This is a genomic window from Arthrobacter sp. YAF16 (assembly GCF_052113385.1).
Taxonomy (GTDB): domain Bacteria; phylum Actinomycetota; class Actinomycetes; order Actinomycetales; family Micrococcaceae; genus Arthrobacter.
On sequence record NZ_JBFRDC010000001.1, the window covers coordinates 292,981 to 314,760 of the forward strand.

Genomic DNA, 21,780 nt, shown 5'->3' on the forward strand with positions numbered 1-21,780 from the left:
GGCCCGGGTCCGTGCTCACTTCTTGAGCGAGTGCGCGATCTGTGCCATCACGGTGTTGTCGGCCAGGGTGGTGGCATCGCCCACCTCGCGGCCCTCGGCCACGTCTTTCAGCAGCCGGCGCATGATCTTGCCGGAGCGGGTCTTGGGCAGTTCCGGCACCACGAGGATGGTCTTGGGCTTGGCGATCGGGCCGATCTCCTTGCTCACATGGTTGCGGAGCTCCTGGACGATCGCGTCGCCCGAGTTGACCGCGTCCCCGCGCAGGATCACGAACGCCACGACGGCCTGCCCGGTGGTCTCGTCCGCCGCGCCCACGACGGCGGCTTCCGCCACGGCCGGGTGGGACACGAGGGCGGATTCGATCTCGGCGGTGGAGAGCCGGTGGCCGGAGATGTTCATGACATCGTCCACCCGGCCGAGCAGCCAGATGTCGCCGTCGTCGTCCTTCTTGGCGCCGTCGCCGGCGAAGTACATCGTTTCGAAGCGGGACCAGTAGGTGTCCTTGAAGCGCTCCGGATCACCCCAGATGCCGCGCAGCATGGCCGGCCACGGCTCGCGGATGACGAGGTAGCCGCCGGCGCCGTTGGGCACCGACTCGCCGGCTTCGTCGACGACGTCCACGGCGATGCCGGGCAGCGGGACCTGGGCGGAGCCCGGCTTGGTCGCGGTAACTCCGGGAAGCGGCGCGATCATCTGCGCGCCGGTTTCGGTCTGCCACCAGGTGTCCACGATCGGGGCCGGGTTCTCCTTCTTCTCCCCGTTCTTCCCGGCGTTGGCGCCGATGACCTCCCGGTACCACATCCACGCCTCGGGGTTGATGGGTTCGCCCACCGAGCCCAGGACGCGGATCGAGGACAGGTCCGACTTCGCCGGGATTTCCTTGCCCCACTTCATGAAGGTGCGGATGGCGGTGGGGGCGGTGTAGAGAATGGAGACCTTGTACTTCTCCACGATCTCCCACCAGCGGCCCTGGTGCGGGGAGTCGGGGGTGCCCTCATACATCACCTGGGTGGCTCCGTTGATGAGCGGCGCGTAGGCGACGTAGGAGTGGCCGGTGATCCAGCCGACGTCGGCCGTGCACCAGTAGACATCCGTTTTCGGGTGCAGGTCGAAGACCGCCTTGTGCGTGTAGGCGCCCTGGGTGAGGTAGCCGCCGGTGGTGTGCAGGATGCCCTTGGGCTTGCCGGTGGTCCCGGAGGTGTAGAGGATGAACAGCGGGTGTTCGGCGTCGTGGCCGACGGCGGTGTGCTCGGCGGACGCGGCGCCGACCGTGTCGGACCACCAGTGGTCCCGGCCCTCGTGCCAGTCGACGTCCTGGCCGTTGCGCTTGACCACCACGACGTTCTGGACGGTGTGCCCGGAACCGTCGCCCTCGTGGGCCAGCGCCTCGTCGACGGCCGGCTTGAGGGCGCTGGGCTTGCCGCGGCGGTAGGTGCCGTCGGCGGTGACCACGAGCTTGGCCTCGGCGTCGTCGATCCGGGAGCGGAGCGCCTCGGCGGAGAAGCCGCCGAACACCACCGAGTGGATCGCGCCGATCCGGGCGCAGGCCAGCAGGGTGATGACGGCTTCGGGGATCATCGGCAGGTACACGGCCACGCGGTCACCCTTGGCCACGCCGAGGGATTCGAACGCGTTGGCGGCCTTCTTGACCTCTTCGGTGAGCTGCGCGTAGGTGTAGCTGCGGGTGTCGCCGGGCTCGCCCTCGAAGTAGATGGCAACCCGGTCCCCGTTGCCGGCCTCGACGTGCCGGTCCAGGGCGTTGTACGCGGCATTGATCTCGCCGCCGACGAACCACTTGGCGAACGGCGGGTCGGACCAGTCCAACGTCTGGGTGAAGTCCTTGCTCCAGCTCAGCAGCCCGCGGGCCTGCTTGGCCCAGAAGGCCGGCCGGTCCGCGTCGGCCTCGGCGTAGTCGGCGGCGGTGACCACGGCGTTGGCAGCGAATTCGGCCGAGGGGGCGAACCTGCGGTTCTCCTGCGACAGGTTTTCGAACGCATCGCCCTGCCTGGGCGTCTGAGTCGTGGTGGCGGAGCCGGGGGTCTGCTGGGACATGGTGAACCTCATCATTCATCGATCCGTGCTGCACGGAACGTCCGTGGCCGCCGCGGCGCCGGACCGCTTGCGCGGCATCGGGCATCGGCTGGTCACGGGCGTACCGCAAAGAGCTGTTCCGAAATACACACTAACGCCCGGGTGCGACAGAACGTGTGCCCCGTCACAAAGGGCGCCGTGAGCGGTGTTTATTAAGCGCCGAGTGGTCCGGGTGCGGGCACGGCCGGCCCGGATCGGCGTCGCACCCCGGTTTACGCGCAGGGCGAAAGGGGCCGCGCACTGGTGCTGGAGTGACGTCCGGGCAGTAGTGATCGGTCCTGCACTTGGCTAGGCTGAGATGGAGTTGTGACATCCGATGGGGGCAACAGGACCGCTGGCGGTCCTGTTTTTGCCTGCCGTTAGGCGGCACTGTCCAGAGTGCGGCCATGCTAAGGAGAACAGAATGAACGAGCAAAGCAACGGGCAGCTCCATGCGCCCTCCCGCACCGAAGGCCAGACAGGGCCGGCGCAGTCCAGCGGGCGGGGGGAACAGCCACGCTTTACGGTGGACAAGCCGAACCCGAAGAACAACGAGGCCGTCCTGGGGCCTTTCACGGTCCGCGACCTCACCGTCTTCGGCTCCACGCTGGTGCTCTTCATCGCCTCCCTGATTCCGATGTTCGCCGAGCGCTACAACCTGTGGAACCTGGGCAGCCTCTTCTTCCTCGGCCTCGGCGTGCTGCTGCCGGTGATTGTCGCTGCGCTTTTTGTGGCGCGACGGGTCAGCCCGGGCACGAAAATCCGAATCGGCTCCCTCTCGATTGACCAGTTCGCCTCCGTTGTGGCGTCCTTCAGCCTGGCCTTCTTTTTCCTGGCGACCGCCGGCGCGTTCGTGCCGAGCCTCCTGCTGGGCCTCGTCGGCGCTCTCGGCCTCTTCACCGCGACCGTACTGGCGCGGCTGATTCCCAGCCTCGGCGGTGATTTCCTGCACCGCGCCGAAGTCCCCGCCCACGTTGTGGCACGCGAAGCCGCGGAGCCGGTCCGCAAGCCGCGTGCCCCCAAGGCCCCCAAGGCTGCCAGCGACGCCAAGGCTCCCAAGGAGGGAGGCGGCGCGCTGGCCGGTTGGGCCAAGCGCATAGCCCCCGGCAAGCAGGCGGGCGAGGCCCAGGCCGCGCCGCAGGCCCACGAAGCCCACGGGGCATCGACGGGTGCCGCTGCCGGCACCGCGGCCGGTGCTGCTGCAGGTGCAGCCGGTGCCGCTGCCGCGTACGGCCGTCCCGCGGCTGCCGAGCCGGCCACCCAGGCGCACGGCGTCGTTCCTTCCGCGTCCCCGGAGCAGACCGCTTCCGCGTCCCCGGCGCCGACCGCTGCCGCCTCCCCGTCCCCGACGGCGGCGTACGCCCCGTCTGCCGCAGGAGAAGCGGTGCCTTCTGCCGCCGAGCAGACCCAGGCTGCCACGGCGCCCGCCGCGTCCGCTCCGGCAGAGTCCCCGGTCACCTCTCCGGTCACTTCTCCGGCACCCGCCGCGCAGGGCGCGGGTCTGGAAGCGACCCAGGCGGCCAGCATCCCGGCGGGGGCATCGGCCGCGGCACCTTCCGCCGCAAGCCATGAAGCCCCCACCGCCCTCACCCCGCAGGTCCGTTCGCAGGAACCGATCGGCGCCACCGTGGACCCCGCAAGCCGTCCCGAGAGCGAGGCGGCCCAGCCTGCCTACGAGGCCTTCTGGTTCGCCGTCGCCCAGCCCCGCACCGCGGTGGACGAGCGCAGCGGCGCCCCGGCGTTCGTCGTCGAACCCGGCGGCTGGGTCCTCGCCCTTGAGGACCGCGGCCACGAGTTCCTGGTCCAGCACACGGACGGCCGCGTCGGCGTGCTCCGGGACCTCAGCAACATCGAACGCGGCTAGCCGGACCGTGGCCACCGAACCCGGCAGCGCGAAACCCGGCAGGGCGAAAACCGGCACAGCCAAAACCGGCACAGCGAAGCCCCGTGCGCAGGCTGGTGGGGAGACGCTGCTGGGGCTCAAGCGCCGCGCCCGCCGGATCAACAAGGCACTGGCCGAGCAGTATCCCTATGCGCATGCTGAGCTGGATTTCCGCAGCCCGTTCGAACTGGTGGTGGCCACGGTGCTCTCGGCCCAGACCACGGACGTGCTGGTCAACCAGATCACGCCGCTGCTGTTCGCCCGGTACCCGGATGCCCGCAGCATGGCCGAGGCCGAGCCCGCCGACCTGGAAGCCATCATCAAACCCACCGGGTTCTTCCGGGCCAAGGCGCGGAACCTGATGGCGCTGGGCACCAAGCTTGTCGACGACTACGACGGCGAGGTGCCCGGCCGGCTGGAAGACCTGGTGAAGCTGCCCGGCGTCGGACGGAAGACCGCCAACGTCGTCCTGGGCAACGCGTTCGGGATCCCCGGCATCACGGTGGACACCCACTTCGGCCGGCTGGCCCGCCGCTTCGGCTGGACGGACTCGGACGATCCGGTCCGGATCGAATCCGACGTCGCCGGATTGTTCGAGCCGAAAGACTGGACCATGCTCTCGCACCGAGTCGTCTTCCACGGCCGGCGCGTCTGCCATTCCCGCAAACCGGCCTGCGGCGCCTGCGCCGTGGCGAACTGGTGCCCCAGCTACGGAGCCGGCGAGACCGATCCGGAGAAGGCCAGGAAGCTGCTGAAGTACGAACTGGCCCCGGGCCAGGAAGAACTGCTGGCGAAGCTGCTGGCCGAAACCCACCGGGCCGCGGAAATCCGGATGGAATCGCAGAGAAGGCCGCAATGACCGCCCGCCAGGACCTGATCGACCTTGTAGCCGCGGTGCAGGCCGGGACGGCCCCGTCGCCGGATCCGCGCTGGCGCGAACTGGCCGTTGAGCCGGGCGAACGGGTACGCCGTGCCGCCGTGCTGATGCTGTTCGGCTCGCTGGACGATGTCCCGGCGACGTCGGTGAAGCTGCTGGCGCCAGCGGACCTGGACGTGCTGCTGCTCCAGCGCGCGCAGACCCTCGACGACCACCCGGGACAGGTGGCGTTCCCCGGCGGCGGCATCGACCCCGGCGAAACCGTGATCGAGGCCGCCCTGCGCGAGGCCGAAGAGGAAACAGGACTGGATCCGCAGGGCGTTGAGGTCCTCGGCGTCATGCCCGAACTGGCGCTGCCCCGCGGGAACTTCCTGGTCACGCCCGTCCTTGGCTGGTGGGCGTCCCAGTCACCCGTCCGGGTAGTGGACTACGGCGAGTCATCACAGGTCTTCCGGGTGCCCGTCCGGGACCTGCTCGACCCCGACAACAGGGTGATGGCAACCGTCAGCCGGGCCGGCCAGACCTTTCAGAGCCCGGCCTTCACCGTCAACGGCGTGGTGGTCTGGGGTTTCACCGGCATGATCCTCAACCAGCTGTTCGACCAGCTGGGCTGGTCGGTCCCATGGGACCGGACGCGCCTGCACGGGATCGACGGGTAGCGGCGCGCCTTCGCTAGCGCGACGTCAGCAGCGGCGCAGGCCGCGAGGACGACGTCGCGGCGGGCTTGCTCGCGGACTGGGTGACGGCCTTCCGGGCGGAGCGGTCAACGACCAGCCCGGTTGCGGCGTTCTCGCGCACCGCCGTGATGCCGGCGGCCGCTCCCTTGATGGTGTTAAAAAGCGGTGAAACGGCAACTACTGTCCCGTCCGGTGCCGTCAGCTTGAAGAAATACGACTCGTCTCCGGCCGCTGCAATCTCGAATACGCCAGCCACTGTGCTGCCTCCCCGGTTCCCTGCCTCGTTGCATTTGCGCCGGCGGATCACTCGGGATCATCGCCGGCCTTTTCGACTGTAACGGGGCCCGCGGAGCAGGCGCAACGCTACCGGCGGGTACGTTACCCGGGGTGTCCGGCCCGGCGTCGGGCAGCGGTTGAGGGCAGCTATTTGGCGTTGTCGTAGGAGTCCACGACGGCGATGCTGACCGGAAATTCCACCGGGATCCTGCCGAACAGCAACTCCTTGGCGGCTGCCGCGGATTCCTCGATCGCCCGGATGCAGGCATCGACGGCGTCGGCAGGGCAATGGACCATGACCTCGTCGTGCAGGAAGAAGACCAGTTCCCCGGCCGGTGAGCCGTCGGCGCGCAGTCCCCGCAGCCGCCGTCGTAGTTCCGCCAGCCAGCAGGCCGCCCAGTCGGCCGCGGAACCCTGCACCACGAAGTTGCGCGTGAACCTTCCGCGAGAGCGCGCCAGCGACTCGGCCCGGCGTTGTTCCTCCGCGGTGGCGGACTGCTGGCTGTGCAGCCACCGCTCCGAAGGCGGCGGGCTGCTGCGGCCCAGCCGGGAGGTGACGGTCTTACCCGCCTCGCCCTCGCGGGCTGCCTGCTCCACGAAGCCGACGGCGCGCGGATAGGTCCGGGCCAGCTGCGGCATCAGCCGGCCGGATTCGCCGGTGGTGGCGCCGTAAATCGCGCCGAGCAGCGCGACCTTGGCCTTGGCCCGGTCGCCGCCGAAACCCTGAGCGGCGATGCCGGCGTAGAGGTCTTTGTCGCGGGCGGCTTCCGCCATCTTGGAATCCTGTGCCAGCGCCACCAGTACGCGGGGCTCGAGCTGCGAGGCATCCGCGACGATCAGTTTGTGGCCAGGGTCGGCGTGGACGGCGCCTCGGATCTGGCGGGGGATCTGCAGCGCCCCGCCGCCGCGGGAGGCCCAGCGTCCGGACACGACCCCGCCCACCACGTATTCGGGCTGGAAGCGGCCGTCCTTGACCCAGGCATCCAGCCACGCCCAGCCGTTCGCGGCGTGGAGCCGGGCGAGCTTCTTGTAGGCCAGCAGCGGCTCGATCGCCGGGTGGCTGGATTCCTTCAGCTCCCACTGGCGCGTGCTCTTCACCTCGATGCCGTTCCGGTGCAGGGCCCGCATCAGTTCCTGCGGGGAGTCGGGGTTCAGTGCCGGGGACTGCAGCAGCCGGCGGAGTTCGCTGTTGAGGGCCTCGAGCTTGGCCGGACGGTGGCCCTGCGGCGGACGCGGACCGAGGTAGTCGGCGAGGATCTGTTCGTGCAGCTCCTCGCGCCAGGGAACGCCGGTGTGCTGCATCTCGGCGGCGATCATGGCCCCGGCGGACTCGGCGGCCAGAAGGAGCTGGAGCCTTTGCTTTCGGCGGTCCCCGTCCAGAGCGACGCCCGCCAGTGCTTCCTGCTGCGCGGCGTACTCGGCGCGCAGCTCCTCGGGGGAGTGCCGCGGCGCAGCGCGCAGGCCCGGGTCCTCAAACAGGGCGCCCTGGTCCGCGGGCGGCGGAGGCGGCTGCAGGGCCCGTGGCGGCTGCTGGACGTCGTCATCCTGGGTGAGCTTCTCCGCGTTCCGGGCATACTCGGTGTGCGCAGTGAACTCCGAATGGGCCAGGATGGCGCCGCACAGCGTCAGGTCATGGCAGCGTTCCAGCTCGACCCCTGCGGCCAGCAGCGCCGGGTACCAGTCCTGCGTGCGGTGCCAGATCCAGCGCGGCCGCTGCAGCTCCAGCTGCCGCACGACGCCGGGCAGCTCGGCGGCGCTGACGATGCGTGGTTCCGGGGCGGCGGGATCGGGAGCGCCCGACGGCGTGAGTCGTTGTAGGGCTGCGCCGTCGGCGTGGGCGGCGAGCAGCAGATGCATAGGCTCAATTCTGCCCTGTCGTTGTGCTTCCGGCGGACCGGCTCGGGCGGGGGTCGTACCGGCCCGCCGGGACAAGCCGGGCGGGGCCGGGCCGCGCCCAAGTCGGGCCGGGCCGCGCCCAAGTCGGGCCGGGCAGCGCCGGGCCAAGCCGAAGGCGGCCCGGTTTTCCACATAGCCGAAGACGGCGGGCGGCTGCGGCGTCCGCAGCGCCGAAAGTGGAGGCATGAGCAGGCATCAATTACCCGAGCCAGTTACCAGTAAGGCGCCGTCCCGACAGCCCGTGTCCAGGGCCGGGCCCCCAGCGGTACCGGACCCGGGGCCAGACCCCGGTTCGTGGCTTCCCGACGGGGCGGCGGAGACGCTGCTGGTCACCGGGTCCGAGGTCCTGCGGGGGGAGGTGGAACGGATTGTGGCCGCGGCGGGCCGGCAGCTTAGCCTGGCGGGGGATGCCGCGGAAGCGGTCCCGTACTGGGACTCTGCTGGCGCAGTGCTCGTGGGCAGTGACGTCCGGGAACTCCCGATCCGGCGTCGTGCACCGGCCGTTCTTGTAGGACCGAGTGGTGAGGGCGACAGGCTTTGGCAGCTGGCCGCGGCCATGGGTGCCGAACGGGTGGCCGTCCTCCCCGAGGGCGGACCCTGGCTCGCCGAGTACCTCAGCCGATCGCACGCCCCGGATCCGGGCGGGCATGTCCTCGGCGTGGTTGGTGGCTGCGGCGGCGCCGGGGCAACCACCGCCGCGATCTGGCTGGCCCAGGCCGCCGCGGGGCTGGGAGCCAGAGTCCTTTTGATCGACGGAGACCCCTGGGGCGGCGGCCTCGAACTGGCCCTCGCCGCCGAAGAAGAACCCGGGCTCCGTTGGCCGGACCTCGCCGAGGCCAGCGGCAGCATCGATCCGGATCAGCTCCACGAGGCGCTGCCCGAAGCGGGCGGGTTCTCTTTCCTGTCCTGGCCGGGCAGCCGGGAACGGCCGCAGGCCATCGAAGCGGCCGCGGTCGCTGGGGTGCTCGACGCCGCGCGTCGCTGCTACGAGCTGGTGGTGCTGGACGTCGGCCGCGGACGCGAGGCACTGCGGACCTTCGGCTGGGAATGCGACCGGGTCGTCGTGGTGCTGCCCGCCCAGCTCCGGGCGGCGGTGGCATCCGCCCGTTTGGTGCCGGAGCTACCGCCTGTAGAGACCGCACTGGTGATCCGGACGAAACCCGGGGTCGCGTTCGACTACCAGCTGATTTCCCAAGCCGTGGGGCTCCCGGTGCAGGGCATTATGCCCGAGGTCCGGGGGACGGCCGCCGCCACCGAACTCGGGCGCCTGCTGGACGCCGGGGGACGGCGGAGCGTTCAACGCTTCACCGAAGGAGTTCTGGCCTTCAGCACGGAGGGGTTCCCGTGAGTTCGCATCTGGCCGCGGACCCGCCGGAGCCGGAGCGTCCACGGTTCCGCAGGCAACTGCGCGCGCCCCAGCGGCGGGTAGATGCGCGGCTGCTCGAGGCGGTCCGCGAATCGGTCATGGCCGACGCCGGCCCGGTCACCCCGTCAAGGGTGGCGGCGGCCGTGCAGGCCAGCGGCAAGCTCCTTGGCACAGCGGGTGCCTTGGCCGCCGTCGAAAGCATCAGCGCGGAACTGAATGGGCTGGGACCGCTGCAGCCGCTGGCGCGCGACCCGCTCGTGACGGACATCTTCGTCAACGGCCCGGACTCGGTATGGCTGGACCGTGGCCGAGGGCTTGAGCGCGCCCCGGTCGCCTTTGCCAACGAGACCCAGGTCCGAGCCCTCGCCGCCCGCCTGGTGGCCGCCGGCGGGCGGCGGCTGGATGACAGCTCGCCCTGCGTGGATGTCAGACTCGACGGCGGTTACCGGGTCCACGCCGTGCTGCCGCCGATCTCCACGGCCGGAACGCTGCTGAGCGTGAGGATCCGCCGCGAGTCCGTTTTCTCGCTGGACGAGCTCTCCCGGGGCGGTATGTTCGGCCCGCTTATCCAGGACGTCCTCAGGCGAATGGTGGCGCGCCGCCTGAGCTTTCTGGTGAGCGGCGCGACGGGCTCGGGGAAAACGACGCTGCTTGCCACGCTGCTCGGGCTCTGCGGACCGGGGGAGCGGCTGGTCCTGATCGAGGATGCTTCGGAGCTCAATCCGGTGCACCCGCACGTGGTGTCGCTCGAATCGCGCCACAGCAACCTGGAGGGCGGCGGCGCCGTTGATCTCGGCGAGCTGGTCCGGCAGGCCCTGCGGATGCGGCCCGACAGGCTCGTGGTGGGGGAGTGCCGTGGCGCCGAGGTCCGGGAGCTGCTCTCCGCGATGAACACCGGGCACACTGGAGCCGGCGGCACGATCCATGCCAACACCGCTGCCGCGGTGCCGGCCCGGCTGACGGCGCTCGGCGCGCTCGCTGGGATGGGGCCGGACGCCGTCCGCCTGCAGGCAGCCAGCGCCCTCGACGCCGTCGTCCATCTGGAACGTACACGTTTCGGCCGTCAGGTGGCGTCCGTGGGATTGGTCGAGGAAGACGCGTCAGGCCTGGCCGTAGCCGTGGCGCTGGAAACGGCGGGCGGTGCGGTACGCGCCGGGCCCGCGTGGCCCGAGCTGGCGGCCCGTCTGGGCCTGGACCCGGCTGCTGCCCCCGGGACCGGCGTGCCCAGCTCGGCGGCCGGCCCGCCATGACGGCCGTCCTGGCCGGAATTCTGGCCCTCGCGGCTTGGCTGGCATTCGCGCCGCCGGCGGCGTCCGGCCGGCGCCTCCGGCGGGCTCTGTCCGGTCGCTCCGTGGGCGCCGCCGGGGAACGGGCCGTCGGGCGGCGGGGACAAGGGCGGGGTGGCCGCTTAGCGCCGTGGCGCGGGAGGGGTGGAATCGCGTCGGAGGTCCCCATGACCGTGGTGGTGCAGCAGTTGGCCGCCTTGCTGAAGGGCGGCCGGACTCCTGCGCGGCTGTGGGAGGAACTCTGGCTTCTCTATGGTGAGCCGCGGGAGCCGGACCTTGCGAAGAGCGGGGGCGGGCGCCCGAACAGCGCCGCGCCCACTGATGGTCTGGGCGCGACGTCGCTTGAGATCCTGGCCGCAGCCCGGGCTGCGGCCCTGAGGGGTTCTCCGGTCGCCGCGGCCATCCGGAAGGGCGCCGGGACCGGCACCGGCCGTTCTGCACGCCGTGGCCCCGGCGGAAGGGAGCGCGCCATCTGGGTGGAACTCGCGGCGTGCTTCGACGTCGCCGAGGCCACCGGCTGTCCGCTTGCCGAGGTCCTGGCGCGGTTCGCCGCCCACCTGGAGGCCGAGGACGACGCCGAAGCCGCGCGGCAGACCGCACTGGCCGGGCCCAGGGCCACCGTCCGGATCCTGACCTGGTTGCCCTTCCTGGGGCTCGGCCTCGGTGTCCTGCTCGGCGTGGATCCCTCGACGATCCTGCTTGGCACCCCCTTCGGCATGGCGGCGCTCGTCGCTGGGCTCGCCCTCACCGCCGCGGGCCGGATCTGGTCCGCCCGTCTCGTCCGGGCCGCTGCCGGGCGGCAGTGGTGATCCCGCAGTCTGGCGGTCTAGCGGTGGCCGCCCTGCTGGCAGCCGCGGTGATCGTGGCGCTGGCAGACCAGCGGCGCGCGGGCCTGCGCTGGAGGCGGTTGGGCGGGCCTCCGCCTGGCGGGGCGCCCGAGGGTGCCGGGACCGGCGACGGCACAGGCGCAGCGGCGGATCACGTGGGCGGCCTCCGTGATCCGGCCATGATGTTGGAATTGATCGGTGCCATGCTGGACGCCGGATCCGGGCTGGGGCGCACGCTGGAGTTGATCGCCGTTCGCGCCGATCCCGCGATCGGACGTCCGCTGGCTCCGGTTGTCTCCGCCCTCGCGATCGGCGCCGACTGGGAGACTGCGTGGCGGAGTTCCCGCGCCATCCCCGCCCAGTTGCAGGCCCTCCGCGATGCCCTGGGTTTCGCCGCGCTGACCGGCGTGCCGTCCTCGGCCATCCTCTACGCGCAGGCCGCCCGGCTCCGCCGCGAGCAGTTCCGGACCGCCGAGCAGCGGGCCGCTGCGCTGGGCGTGAAGCTGGTCATCCCCCTGGGGCTGTGTTCACTGCCCGCCTTCGTATGCCTGGGCATTGTGCCGGTATTGCTCGCAATGGTGCCGCATGGCTCCTGACGGCTGTACCCGGCGCGTCGACTCGTCCTCCACAGCCGAAGTTGTCCACTTGGCCATGCATCGCCCTTACCGGCGACGGGCGCGGGCGCGACATTGGAATCAGCCGGCAACTGCGCCGGCATCGCCTGAGAGGAAAGCTCATGACACTCCACCGAAACGCCCCCGCCGGCTCCGACCGCGCGGACGCCGACACCGGAACCGCGGAGGTGCGGGAGATCTACCCCGGCGCCCGGCAGGCACCGCCGGTGCGGGACTCTTCCCGGCCGGCCCGCAGCTGGAAAAAGCTCCCCGGCTCCGAAGCGGGAATGGCCACGGCTGAATATGCCATTGCCACGCTGGCCGCCGTCGGCTTCGCCGGCTTGCTCGTGCTGATCATGCGCAGCGACGAGGTCCGGGGGTTCCTGCTGAACCTTATCCGCACGGCGCTGGCACTGCCGTGACCCTGGGATCCCCGAGTGCGCCGGCGGCCCCGGCCAAGGCGCCCGCACAACCGGGATGGTGCCTTCCGAAGCACCTGGACGCAGCGAAGCGGGGATCCCGTGCGGGCCAAGCCGCAGCAGCCGCCCGGGGCGCGGTAACGGCCGAGTTCGCCGTCGCGCTGCCAGCCGTTGTGCTGCTGCTGGGGTTGTTGCTGGCGGGTTCCGCCACGGGGTTGACGCAACTCCGGCTGGAGGAAGCCGCGCGAGCCGGTGCGAGGGCGCTCGCGCGCGGTGAGGACGCCGCCGCCGTCGGCGGAATCGTCCGGCGGTTGGCCGGTGATTCGGCGCTGGCCGCTGTGGCCTCCGACGGGGTCTGGCTCAGCGTCACGGTGTCCGGAACCGTCAGCGGTGCGATGGGTCCGCTGGTTCCGTGGACCCTTACCGCGAAAGCGTGGGCGAGGAGTGAATCCTCTGACGCGCCTGCCCTCTCCGCTCCCGCGACGGCGGATCTTGCCCTGGGCTGGCGCGCGTGATGCCGCCCGTGGTGCGGGACCCTGAACTGGGTGCGGGCAGCGCCGTGGCGTTGGGCCTGGGGATGGTGCTGCTGCTCGCTATGACCGCTGTCGTCTTGCTGGGCCAGGCGGCGGTGATGGCGTCGAAAGCCGCGGCTGCGGCGGATCTGGCGGCACTCGCAGCCGCGGATGCAGCCCGTGGACTCTCCGCCGGCGAGCCGTGTGCCGTCGCCGCCGACGTCGCCGGCCGCCATGATGCGCGGCTGGTGGGCTGTTTGGTCGAACCCGGCGACACCGTCCGGGTCCGCACGGAACTGCGATCCCGCACGGTGTTCGGTCCGGCCACCGGCCTGGCGAGGGCCGGACCTCCGCCGGCAGAGGACCCCGGACCGGCGTCCGGGATCCGGGATCCGGTAAGCGGGCGCCGGACTAACCCGGCTGGCTGATGACGTGCCCGGCGGCCGGGGCTGCCCCCTGCTCCTCGGCAGGGCCGCCCATAAGATCGGTGGCGTCGGTCAGCAGCATCTCAATCAGCGTGACGGCGGCGTCCTTGTCCAGCGGGTTGTTCTTATTGCCGCACTTGGGGGACTGCACGCAGGACGGGCAGCCGGACTCGCACTCGCAGGCCTTGATGGCGTCGCGCGTCGCGGAGAGCCACACCCTGGCCTTGTCGTAGCCGCGCTCGGCGAAGCCGGCCCCGCCGGGGTGGCCGTCGTACACGAAGATCGTAGGCACCCCGGTGTCGGCGTGGATGGCCGTGGACACTCCGCCGATGTCCCACCGGTCGCTGGACGCCACCAGCGGCAGCAGCCCGATGGCCGCGTGCTCGGCCGCGTGCAAAGCCCCCGGGAACTGCGCCTCGATCAGCCCCGCGCCCGTCAAGGAGCGGTTGTCCATCACGAACCACACCGCCTTGGTGAACAGGTCCCGGGCGCCCAGTTGCAGCGGTTCCTCGCCGAGGATCTCGTTCGAAATCAGCGCCTTGCGCTGGAAGGAGACCACCTGTGTCGTCACTTTCACGTCACCGAAGTGCACCGCGACGTCCCCCCACTGCGTGGTGCGGAGTGTCTCCAGGACCTCGATCTGCGTCACGTCGCGCGCTGTCGTGTAGTAGTCGGGGTTGGCCCGGCGCACCACGACGCAGTGCTCGCCTTCGTTCAAATCCTCGACGACGTAGCTCTCGCCCTGATGAACGTAGATGGCGCCGGTGTGCGCCTGATAGTGGGTCTGGGGTGAATCCATGGTGCCGAGCAGGGAGCCGGTGTCAGCGTCCACGATGCTCACCGGACCGCCGCCGTCGGCCCGCAGGTTCACCATGGCCGCGGCGCTCTGGGGGTGGGTCCAGAACCAGCCCGCGGGGCGTTTGCGCAGGTAGCCCTGGACCACCAGCTGGTCCAGCAGCTTCTCGGCTGTCGGGCCGAACAGCTCCAGCTCCGCATAGCCCAGCGGAAGTTCCGCCGCGGCGGCGCACAGGTGGGGGCCCAGAACGTACGGGTTGGAGGGGTCGAAGACCGTCGCTTCTACCGAGACGTCGAAGATCGCCTCCGGGTGGTTCACCAGATAGGTGTCGAGCGGATCGTCGCTCGCGACGAAGGCGGCAATGGCGTCCTGTCCGGCGCGGCCCGCCCGGCCGATCTGTTGGAACAGCGACGCCCGGGTTCCCGGCCAGCCGGCGACCAGAACCGCGTCGAGCCCCGAGATGTCGATGCCAAGTTCGAGCGCGGAGGTGCTCGATACACCCAGCAGCTCGCCGGAGCGCAACGCCTTTTCCAGTGCCCGCCGTTCCTCCGGCAGGTACCCGGAACGGTAGGCCGCCACCCGCTGCGGCAGGCTGGGGTCCACTTCGTCCAGGAGGCGCTTGGTGATGGAGGCGATCGTCTCGGCGCCGCGGCGCGATTTGATGAACGCGATGGTCCGGATCCGGGAGGAGACCAGGTTGGCCAGCAGGTCCGAGGTTTCGGCGACGGCGGTTCGGCGTTCCTTGGCGCCGTTTTCGCCGCGCAGCTCGGTCAGTGCGGGTTCCCAGAACGCCACGGTCGTGGCGCCATGCGGCGAACAGTCTTCGGACACCGCCCGGACCGGGGCGCCGATGAGCCGGCCGAAGGAGGTGCCGGGGTCGGATGCGGTGGCCGATGCGGCGATGAACACCGGTCCGGGGTGGGACGTGCCGGGGCTGTAGTAGGCACAGATCCGTCGCAGCCGTCGCATCAGGTTGGCCACGTGCGATCCGAACACGCCCCGGTAGCTGTGTGCCTCGTCCACGATCACGTAGCGGAGCCGGCGGAAGAACCGCGCCCACCAGGTGTGGTTCGGCAGGATCCCGAAATGCAACATGTCGGGGTTGGCCAAGATGACGTTGGCGTGGTCCCGGATCCAGCGGCGGGACGCCGGGTCGGTGTCGCCGTCGTAGGTTTCCGCGCGGACAGTGGGGAGCTTGAGCGAGCGGATGGCGGCCAGCTGGTCGGCGGCCAGGGCCTTGGTGGGGGAGAGGTAGAGGGTCACGGCGCCGTCGTCGTGGATCTTGCCCGGGTCGGCGAGGACGCGCAGCTCGGAGCGGTGGACCGCATCCAGCGCCGGCAGCTGGTAGGCGAGGGACTTGCCGGAGGCGGTGCCGGTGGCGATCACCACATGTTCGCCTGCGTGCGCCAGTTCGGCGGCCTGCACCTGATGACGGTAGGGCTCGTGGATGCCGAGAGAGCCGTAGGCCTGCACCAAGTCGGGGTGCACCCACTCCGGCCACGGTTCATTGACGGCCTTCCGGGCGGGAATCGTGCGCACATGCCGCAGCTGTTCCGGGTCCGGGCCGCGGCCCAGCAACGGGATCAGAGACTCATGTGGATTCACTCCAACATTGTTTCACCCGGGCTCAAATCGACCCGCGGGTTCACGGACCGACGACGCCGGGGCAGGGAACCCGCTCATCCCACGGAGAGGTCGGCGCCCTCGTCCGAGGCGGAAAGCATCAGCACATGGCACACCGTGGTCCAGCCGAGATGCGAGTACAGCTGCTGGCCGTCCAGGGAGGCCAGCAGGAGCCCGCCTTCGACGTCGTGTTCAAACGCCTGGGCGGCCAGTGCCCGCATGATGAAGCTGCCGAGTCCGCGCCGCTGGAACCCGGGCTCGGTGACGATCTTGTCGAAGACGGCGGTGTGGTCCGCGACGAACACCCGCCCGCTGGCGGCCACCTCTTCGCCGGCATAGACGACGGCATGGTGGACACCGCCCGTGGTCGACGGCACCCAGCGCAGATCGTCGTCCGGAAGCCAGGGGTCCTCGGCGTCCTGGGTTTCCATGTCCACGATCATCATGGTCTGCGACGCCGAGGTGACGTTCAGCCCGTTCTTCTCGGCCAGGGCGGAGTAGCGAGCCACGTCGTTGGTGAGGATCGTAAGGATCCGGGCCGGGACCTCGGCGGTCTTGGCGGCCAGCTCCTCGAACTCGGAATCCGAGGGGTCATGGGCGAAATATTCCCACTCGTGGGTCGTGTCCGCCCTCAGCGCGGCGGGAAAGCGGCCCTCCCTGCGGGTCTCATAACCCCGGCAACCGGCCCACCCGGCAACCCAGACCTCAAGGAGGTGGGTGGTGTCGTCAACCATGGCGTCAAGGCTCATGAGATGAGCGTATTCCAGCCCCGCCGCAAGCAACAGGGGCCGGGATCCGCGGGGCCGCTTGCTTACGCAATTGTGACAGTCGGGCCGGTCGCACGCCGCGGCGCCCGGGCGTATGGCGTCCGCGGCGGACCCCGGAGGGTGGGGCATCCGTGGCGCCTCCATCCCGCAACGCCCGGCGCCGGGTTTTGCCCCGCCCAGTACGCTTAAATACGTGGCTTTGAATCGAATTGTGCTCTTTTACGGCTTTACCCCGATCGCGGACCCGGACGCCGTCCGGCTCTGGCAGCGCGCCCTCTGCGAAAAGCTCGGGCTGACCGGCCGGATCATCATCTCCAAGGACGGCATCAACGCGACCGTCGGCGGCGAGATCGGCGCCGTCAAGCAGTACGTCAAGACGACCCGCGAATACAAGGGCTTCCGCGGCATCGACGTGAAGTGGTCCGACGGCGGTGCCGCGGACTTCCCCCGGCTGAGCGTCAAAGTACGTGACGAGATCGTCTCCTTCGGCGCCCCGGGGGAGCTCAAGGTGGACGAAAACGGCGTCGTCGGCGGCGGGACGCATCTTGCGCCCGAGGAACTGCACCGGCTCGTGGAAGCGAAGAAGCAGGCCGGGGACGAAGTGGTGTTCTTCGACGGACGCAACGGCTTCGAAGCCCAGATCGGAAAATTCAAGGACGCCGTCGTCCCCGACGTCGCGACGACCCACGATTTCATCAAGGAACTGGACTCCGGCAAGTACGACGCCCTCAAAGACAAGCCCGTGGTCACCTACTGCACCGGCGGCATCCGCTGCGAGGTCCTCTCGAGCCTGATGGTCAACCGCGGCTTCAAGGAGGTCTACCAGCTCGACGGCGGGATCGTCCGCTACGGGGAGGCGTTCAAGGACCAGGGGCTGTGGGAGGGCTCCCTCTACGTCTTCGATAAGCGGATGCACCTGGAGTTCAGCGAGGACGCAAAGACCATCGGCCAGTGCGTCCGCTGCGCGGCGCCCACCAGCAAGTTCGAGAACTGCTCCAACCCCAGCTGCCGCACCCTGACGCTGTACTGCATTGACTGCGCCTCGGACCCGGCGACGCTGCGCTGCCCGGACGGCTGCGCTGCCGCCTGAGGACGCGCTCCGCCGCCTGAGGTGGCCATCGGAGGGCCGGCTGGTCGCTGACCTAGATCCGGCTCACGCGGTAGGCGAAATTCGCCGGCGCCAGGGACCCGATCCGGACCCTCAGCACCGTGTCCGCGCCGAGCTGCACCACGTTGACCCGTGGCGTGCCGCACCGCAGGCTCAAGTCCACCAGAATGCTCGCCTTGTCCACGATGGTGAACGACACCCGCCGGGTACTTCGGCAGACCAGGGTCAGGGCATAGGTTCCGCTCGGCAGCTGCGTGGTGGTTTCATTGCGCGTCGCGCCGGCGTCCAGCAGCCCGTAGCCGGTATGGAAGACCTGGCCCTGGGTTTCCGGTAACACTTCCGTCACCCAGTGTTTGAGTTCCGGCCCGGTCACCGGCCGGTTCAGGCCGGGGTCCTGGGGGAGGGCGGCGTCGGTGAACGTGGTCGCCTGCGACGGCGCATCACGGGCGGAAAGCCCGTCGTCGTACTCATACTCGCAACCGGCCAGCCCGGTGGCGCAGGACAGCGCAACGGCCAGCACGACGGCGGTGAGCATGCCGCGCGACCGCAGCGGCAGGGTTGCCTGCGCGGTGGGCATACTCCGACTTTAAGCCCGGCCGCGGCGGCGGGCCAGAGCCCGGCGGTCCGGCGCGCTTGCTAAGCGGAAGGGCGGCGCTCGAGCCGGAACCCGACGGCGGCGCCTGGATCCGCCCCGGTTGAGCTCGGCTCGATTTGCACCGTGATCGGCCCCGATTCGAGCTTCACGGCTTTCTGGACACTGCGCCCGCAGGTGACGTTGAGCTGCAGTCTGGTTCCGGGCCGGCGGTCAGGCGGTGAAACGGTGAGGAGTACGTTTGGTGTTCCGGCGCAGGCCACTGTCACGGTATACGGGCCCTTGGCTGCGCCCGGCGCGGTCTGTCGGAAGCCGATCCCGCCTAAAGCCGACATCAGTTCGGTCTTGGGCGGGGCACCGAGGAGCCGCTGAACTTCCGTCAGGTTCTTGGCCGCTTCGGCGGCCAGCTCCGCGTCCTGCGTTGGCAGTGGCGGCCGCGGCGCAGCGGACCGGACCGATGGCCCGGCGTCGGTCGCCGGGAGCCCGACGTCGTCCGCGACTTCACAGCCGGCCAGCGCTACCGCCGCGCAGAGCGCCAGCGCGAACGTCGGCGCCCAAACACGGACCCCTTGACTACCCCCAGTAGCAACCATGCCCCGAGCCTAGCCACGCTTCCGGCCGGCGCAAGTCACATCAGGCTGCGGCCACCAGTTGGTAGGCAAAGATGAGCGGGGCGTCCACGCTCGAAGCGCTGATCTTCAGCGTGCCCGCCGCGGGCACCTTGATCCTGGCGGTCTCCCGGCTGCCGTTGCAGGCGGCCCCGGCTTCCGTGAGGTGGTTTCCGTCGAGGGTGACCTCGAAGAATTCCTTGCCGCCGCCGTCGCAACTCATCGTCAAGGTGTAGTTGCCGGCCGGGACGCTGGCGTCCTTGGCGACCGGATCGCGGTTAAGGATCTTGCCGGCGTCCGCCAGGACGATCCCGCTGGCCGACGGCAACGCGGTGGCCTTCCAAGCGTTCACGTCGGCGGATTCGATAGAGCCCCCGGCGGAGCACGCCGAGGCTCCCAGCACGACGGCGACGCCGGCCGCGGCGGCGAAGAGGCGCCCGAGAGCGCGAGGGCGGGAGGGTGAGGGCGGAGCGAAAAGCATGCCTCCAACTTACCCGCTGGGGCGTGCCGTCCCTGCCCCGCCGTCGTCCCGTGGCCGCTAGCCGGCAATCAGCTCCCGCACTCGTCCCCGGCACGGGCCAGGCGAGAAGAACCCTTGACCTTGACGCCGCGTCAACATTTAGGCTCGGGGTAGCGGCCGGATAGTCCGGGCGCTCCAGGGTTGAGGAGAACGACAGCCATGGACTGGTCCGTGCAGCAGATCGCGAAGATCGCGGGCACCACGAGCCGGACGCTGCGCCACTACGACGCCGTCGGGCTGCTCAAGCCCAGCCGCACCGGGGACAACGGTTACCGGTACTACGACCAGGCCGCACTGCTCCGGCTGCAGCGCATCCTGCTGCTGCGGGAACTGGGCCTCGGCCTGCCGGCAATCGCCGAGGCGCTCGCCCGCGAGGGGGAGACCGAATGCGCGCTGGCCGGCCACCTCAAGTGGCTGCGCCAGGAGCAGGACCGGCTGGCGCGGCAGATCGCCTCGGTCCAACACACACTCAGGGAAATCAAGGCAGGAAGGGAACCCATGGCAGAGAAAATGTTCGACGGCTTCGACCATACGCAGTACAAGGACGAGGTGGAGGGGCGCTGGGGCACGGCCGCCTATGCGCAGGGCGACGCCTGGTGGCGCGGCATGGGCGCCGCCGAAAAGGACGCCTGGAAACAGCGGTCCAAGCAGCTGGGCCGGGACTGGATTGCCGCGGCCGAATCGGGTGCCGCCCCGGACGGTCCGGAAGCGCAGGACCTCGCACGGCGCCAGGTCGAATGGCTCACCGGTATTCCGGGGACCCCGGCGGCCGGCGGAGGGAACGTGAGGGAATACGTGTCCGGTCTCGGCGACATGTACGTGGCAGATCCGCGTTTCGCCGCGAACTACGGTGGGGCCGCCGGCGCCGCGTTCGTGCGGGACGCGCTGCGGGCCTACGCGAGCAAGAACCTCTGACGCGGCAGCACCTCCGCTTCGGCGGGGGCCGGCGGGCCCGCACCTAAACCTGTGCCGCGCCTAAACTTGTCCGGTGACTCCTTCTACGCTTTTCACGGCCGGCAACACCCCCGACGCTCCCCGCAGCGACTTCCCGGACCTGCTCCAGGCGCTCGCCGCGGACCTGCGCGCCATCGGCTACACGGTTGACGGCGTGGCCGAACTCCTGGGCCCGGCCGCCCACGCGGCCCTGGGTCGGGACCAGCTCATCCCCGCCCTGATCGCCACCGAGGCCGCCGTCGGTGGCGGGACGACGACGTCGGCGCTCGCCGCCGTCGTCCGCCTGTGGCTGCTGGCCGAGCCGCAGCCGGCCGGGACCCTTGACGCCGCACTGCCCGGCATCCGCACGGCGGGCCTGGTGGAACTGGGCCTCGTGGAGCCGTCCCCGGAGGGCCTGGTCCAGGCGAAGGTGGATCTGCGGCCGTACGGCTGGGAGGGCGCCGCCGGTGAAGAGACAATCAGCAGCGGCGGGGCCGAGCTCTGGGTGGCCAGCGACCTGGCCGCCCACCAGCGCCCGGGCGTGCTGCGCCATGACCACGTGCTGGGGATCGGTCAGGCGTCCACCACCCTGGTGCAGGTCACCGCCCGCCGGCACGTGGCCCGCGCCTTGGACCTCGGCACCGGCTGCGGCATCCAGACCTTCCACCTCTTGCACCACGCCGAGCACGTCACTGCCACCGACATCTCGGAGCGGGCGCTGGCGTTCACCCGCTTCAACCTGATGCTGAACGCGGCGGCGCTGCACCTGGACCCCGCCGAGCCGGAAAGCCGGGTGAGCCTGCGGCTGGGCTCGCTGCTGGATCCGGTGGCGGGGCAGGAATTCGACCTGGTGGTCTCCAATCCGCCGTTCGTCATCACTCCGCGAGGGGCCGGGGAAACCGCCTCGGACCAGTTCACCTACCGCGACGGCGGCCTGCCGGGCGATGACATCGTCGCCGCGCTTGTCCGGGACCTCCCCTCGGTCCTCGCCCCCGGAGGGACAGCCCAGCTGCTGGGCAACTGGGAGATCCCGGCGGGCGCCGCATGGGCCGACCGGCCGCGAAGCTGGGCCAGCCCGGACGCAGACGTCTGGTTCATCCAGCGCGAGCAGGTCAGCCCTGAAGAGTACGCAGAGACCTGGCTGCGGGACGCCTCCGAGGCCCGCGACCGGCGGCTCTACCAGGACTCCTATGCCGCCTACCTGGACGACTTCGCGTCCCGAAACGTGGAGGCCATCGGCTTCGGGATGATCTGGCTGCGGCGACCCGCGGCCGGCGCCCGGCCGGTGATGTCCCGGTTTGAGGAGAATACCTACCCGATCGAACAGCCCGTTGGCCCGCACCTGGGCGCCGCCGTCGAGCGCGCCGACTGGCTGGCCGCGCACGAGCTGGAATCCGCGCACCTGCTGGTGGCCGACGATGTCACCGAGGAGCGGCACCAGCGTCCCGGCGCCGAACACCCCGGCGTGATCCTGCTGCGCCAAGGCGCGGGGCTGCGCCGCACCAACCTGCTCAGCACCGAGCTGGCCGGCTTTGTCTCAGCGTGCGACGGCGAGCTCTCCGTCGGGCAGATCATCGGCGCCCTTGACGCCCTGCTGGGCGGCTACGAGGGATATGACAGCGCGGCGTTCCGGCAGGGGCTCCTCGACGAGGTGGCCAACCTGGTGCGCGACGGCTTCCTGCTCCCCGCCTGAGACGGACGACGGC

At 70.5% G+C, this 21,780-nt stretch carries 21 protein-coding genes; 13 read left to right on the top strand and 8 right to left on the bottom strand.

What is annotated here, in order from left to right; genetic code table 11:
- Window positions 1–15: 15 nt before the first annotated feature.
- Window positions 16–2,052: an acetate--CoA ligase gene (gene acs / locus AB4Y91_RS01410; RefSeq protein ID WP_441416802.1), complete on the bottom strand. Its 2,037-nt coding sequence runs from the start codon at window positions 2,050–2,052 to the stop codon at window positions 16–18.
- A 442-nt stretch (window positions 2,053–2,494) separates the two neighbouring features.
- Between acs and AB4Y91_RS01415 the strand changes: the two genes are divergently transcribed.
- The 3 genes from AB4Y91_RS01415 to AB4Y91_RS01425 all read left to right on the top strand — a co-directional run bounded on the left by AB4Y91_RS01415 (window position 2,495) and on the right by AB4Y91_RS01425 (window position 5,488).
- Window positions 2,495–3,934 carry a hypothetical protein gene (locus tag AB4Y91_RS01415; RefSeq protein ID WP_441416803.1) on the top strand — a complete coding sequence of 480 codons (1,440 nt, stop codon included), beginning with the start codon at window positions 2,495–2,497 and terminating at the stop codon, window positions 3,932–3,934.
- 106 nt (window positions 3,935–4,040) lie between these two features.
- Window positions 4,041–4,811, top strand: coding sequence for an endonuclease III (gene nth, locus AB4Y91_RS01420; protein ID WP_441417826.1), 771 nt, complete (start codon window positions 4,041–4,043; stop codon window positions 4,809–4,811).
- Window positions 4,808–5,488 (top strand): NUDIX hydrolase, encoded by a 681-nt coding sequence (locus AB4Y91_RS01425; protein ID WP_175321488.1) that lies wholly within the window; start codon window positions 4,808–4,810, stop codon window positions 5,486–5,488. The genes nth and AB4Y91_RS01425 overlap by 4 nt, the downstream gene beginning before the upstream one ends.
- A gap of 13 nt (window positions 5,489–5,501) precedes the next feature.
- Here the strand turns inward: AB4Y91_RS01425 and AB4Y91_RS01430 are convergent, their stop codons facing one another.
- Together AB4Y91_RS01430 and AB4Y91_RS01435 are read right to left on the bottom strand one after the other, a co-directional pair.
- The gene (locus AB4Y91_RS01430; protein ID WP_441416804.1) at window positions 5,502–5,762 is read right to left on the bottom strand and encodes a YegP family protein; all 261 of its coding nucleotides are present in this window, start codon (window positions 5,760–5,762) and stop codon (window positions 5,502–5,504) included.
- A 167-nt stretch (window positions 5,763–5,929) separates the two neighbouring features.
- On the bottom strand, window positions 5,930–7,639 hold the full coding sequence (locus tag AB4Y91_RS01435; protein ID WP_441416805.1) for a bifunctional 3'-5' exonuclease/DNA polymerase: 1,710 nt from the start codon (window positions 7,637–7,639) through the stop codon (window positions 5,930–5,932).
- Window positions 7,640–7,862: 223 nt separating this feature from the next.
- On the opposite strand from AB4Y91_RS01435, the gene ssd reads away from it, so the two are divergent.
- The 7 genes from ssd to AB4Y91_RS01470 all read left to right on the top strand — a co-directional run bounded on the left by ssd (window position 7,863) and on the right by AB4Y91_RS01470 (window position 13,130).
- Window positions 7,863–9,026 carry a septum site-determining protein Ssd gene (gene ssd, locus AB4Y91_RS01440; RefSeq protein ID WP_441416806.1) on the top strand — a complete coding sequence of 388 codons (1,164 nt, stop codon included), beginning with the start codon at window positions 7,863–7,865 and terminating at the stop codon, window positions 9,024–9,026.
- 56 nt (window positions 9,027–9,082) lie between these two features.
- On the top strand, window positions 9,083–10,294 hold the full coding sequence (locus tag AB4Y91_RS01445; protein ID WP_441417827.1) for a TadA family conjugal transfer-associated ATPase: 1,212 nt from the start codon (window positions 9,083–9,085) through the stop codon (window positions 10,292–10,294).
- 203 nt (window positions 10,295–10,497) lie between these two features.
- On the top strand, window positions 10,498–11,139 hold the full coding sequence (locus tag AB4Y91_RS01450) for a type II secretion system F family protein (protein ID WP_441416807.1): 642 nt from the start codon (window positions 10,498–10,500) through the stop codon (window positions 11,137–11,139).
- Window positions 11,136–11,753 (top strand): type II secretion system F family protein, encoded by a 618-nt coding sequence (locus AB4Y91_RS01455; RefSeq protein ID WP_441416808.1) that lies wholly within the window; start codon window positions 11,136–11,138, stop codon window positions 11,751–11,753. Before AB4Y91_RS01450 ends, AB4Y91_RS01455 begins: the two co-directional genes overlap by 4 nt.
- A gap of 140 nt (window positions 11,754–11,893) precedes the next feature.
- Complete coding sequence (locus AB4Y91_RS01460) at window positions 11,894–12,193, top strand: DUF4244 domain-containing protein (protein WP_441416809.1); 300 nt, start codon at window positions 11,894–11,896, stop codon at window positions 12,191–12,193.
- Window positions 12,190–12,705 (top strand): TadE family type IV pilus minor pilin, encoded by a 516-nt coding sequence (locus tag AB4Y91_RS01465; protein WP_441416810.1) that lies wholly within the window; start codon window positions 12,190–12,192, stop codon window positions 12,703–12,705. Before AB4Y91_RS01460 ends, AB4Y91_RS01465 begins: the two co-directional genes overlap by 4 nt.
- Window positions 12,705–13,130, top strand: coding sequence for an Rv3654c family TadE-like protein (locus tag AB4Y91_RS01470; protein ID WP_441417828.1), 426 nt, complete (start codon window positions 12,705–12,707; stop codon window positions 13,128–13,130). Before AB4Y91_RS01465 ends, AB4Y91_RS01470 begins: the two co-directional genes overlap by 1 nt.
- On the opposite strand, the gene AB4Y91_RS01475 is transcribed toward AB4Y91_RS01470, so the two are convergent.
- Both AB4Y91_RS01475 and AB4Y91_RS01480 read right to left on the bottom strand, forming a co-directional pair.
- Window positions 13,114–15,528: a DEAD/DEAH box helicase gene (locus AB4Y91_RS01475; RefSeq protein ID WP_441416811.1), complete on the bottom strand. Its 2,415-nt coding sequence runs from the start codon at window positions 15,526–15,528 to the stop codon at window positions 13,114–13,116. The two genes, AB4Y91_RS01470 and AB4Y91_RS01475, sit on opposite strands and share 17 nt — an antisense overlap.
- 74 nt (window positions 15,529–15,602) lie before the next feature.
- Complete coding sequence (locus AB4Y91_RS01480) at window positions 15,603–16,295, bottom strand: GNAT family N-acetyltransferase (RefSeq protein ID WP_441416812.1); 693 nt, start codon at window positions 16,293–16,295, stop codon at window positions 15,603–15,605.
- 211 nt (window positions 16,296–16,506) lie between these two features.
- Between AB4Y91_RS01480 and trhO the strand changes: the two genes are divergently transcribed.
- Window positions 16,507–17,403 (top strand): oxygen-dependent tRNA uridine(34) hydroxylase TrhO, encoded by an 897-nt coding sequence (gene trhO, locus AB4Y91_RS01485; protein WP_441416813.1) that lies wholly within the window; start codon window positions 16,507–16,509, stop codon window positions 17,401–17,403.
- A 52-nt stretch (window positions 17,404–17,455) separates the two neighbouring features.
- Here the strand turns inward: trhO and AB4Y91_RS01490 are convergent, their stop codons facing one another.
- Genes AB4Y91_RS01490 through AB4Y91_RS01500 form a run of 3 tightly spaced genes read right to left on the bottom strand, consistent with a single transcriptional unit; the run spans window position 17,456 to window position 19,102 of the window.
- On the bottom strand, window positions 17,456–17,998 hold the full coding sequence (locus AB4Y91_RS01490; protein WP_441416814.1) for a hypothetical protein: 543 nt from the start codon (window positions 17,996–17,998) through the stop codon (window positions 17,456–17,458).
- Window positions 17,999–18,057: 59 nt separating this feature from the next.
- Window positions 18,058–18,606 (bottom strand): hypothetical protein, encoded by a 549-nt coding sequence (locus tag AB4Y91_RS01495; RefSeq protein ID WP_441416815.1) that lies wholly within the window; start codon window positions 18,604–18,606, stop codon window positions 18,058–18,060.
- Between the two features lie 40 nt (window positions 18,607–18,646).
- On the bottom strand, window positions 18,647–19,102 hold the full coding sequence (locus AB4Y91_RS01500) for a hypothetical protein (protein WP_441416816.1): 456 nt from the start codon (window positions 19,100–19,102) through the stop codon (window positions 18,647–18,649).
- Between the two features lie 198 nt (window positions 19,103–19,300).
- Between AB4Y91_RS01500 and AB4Y91_RS01505 the strand changes: the two genes are divergently transcribed.
- The gene (locus AB4Y91_RS01505; RefSeq protein WP_441416817.1) at window positions 19,301–20,056 is read left to right on the top strand and encodes a MerR family transcriptional regulator; all 756 of its coding nucleotides are present in this window, start codon (window positions 19,301–19,303) and stop codon (window positions 20,054–20,056) included.
- A 73-nt stretch (window positions 20,057–20,129) separates the two neighbouring features.
- Window positions 20,130–21,767 (top strand): DUF7059 domain-containing protein, encoded by a 1,638-nt coding sequence (locus AB4Y91_RS01510; RefSeq protein WP_441416818.1) that lies wholly within the window; start codon window positions 20,130–20,132, stop codon window positions 21,765–21,767.
- Window positions 21,768–21,780: the final 13 nt, after the last annotated feature.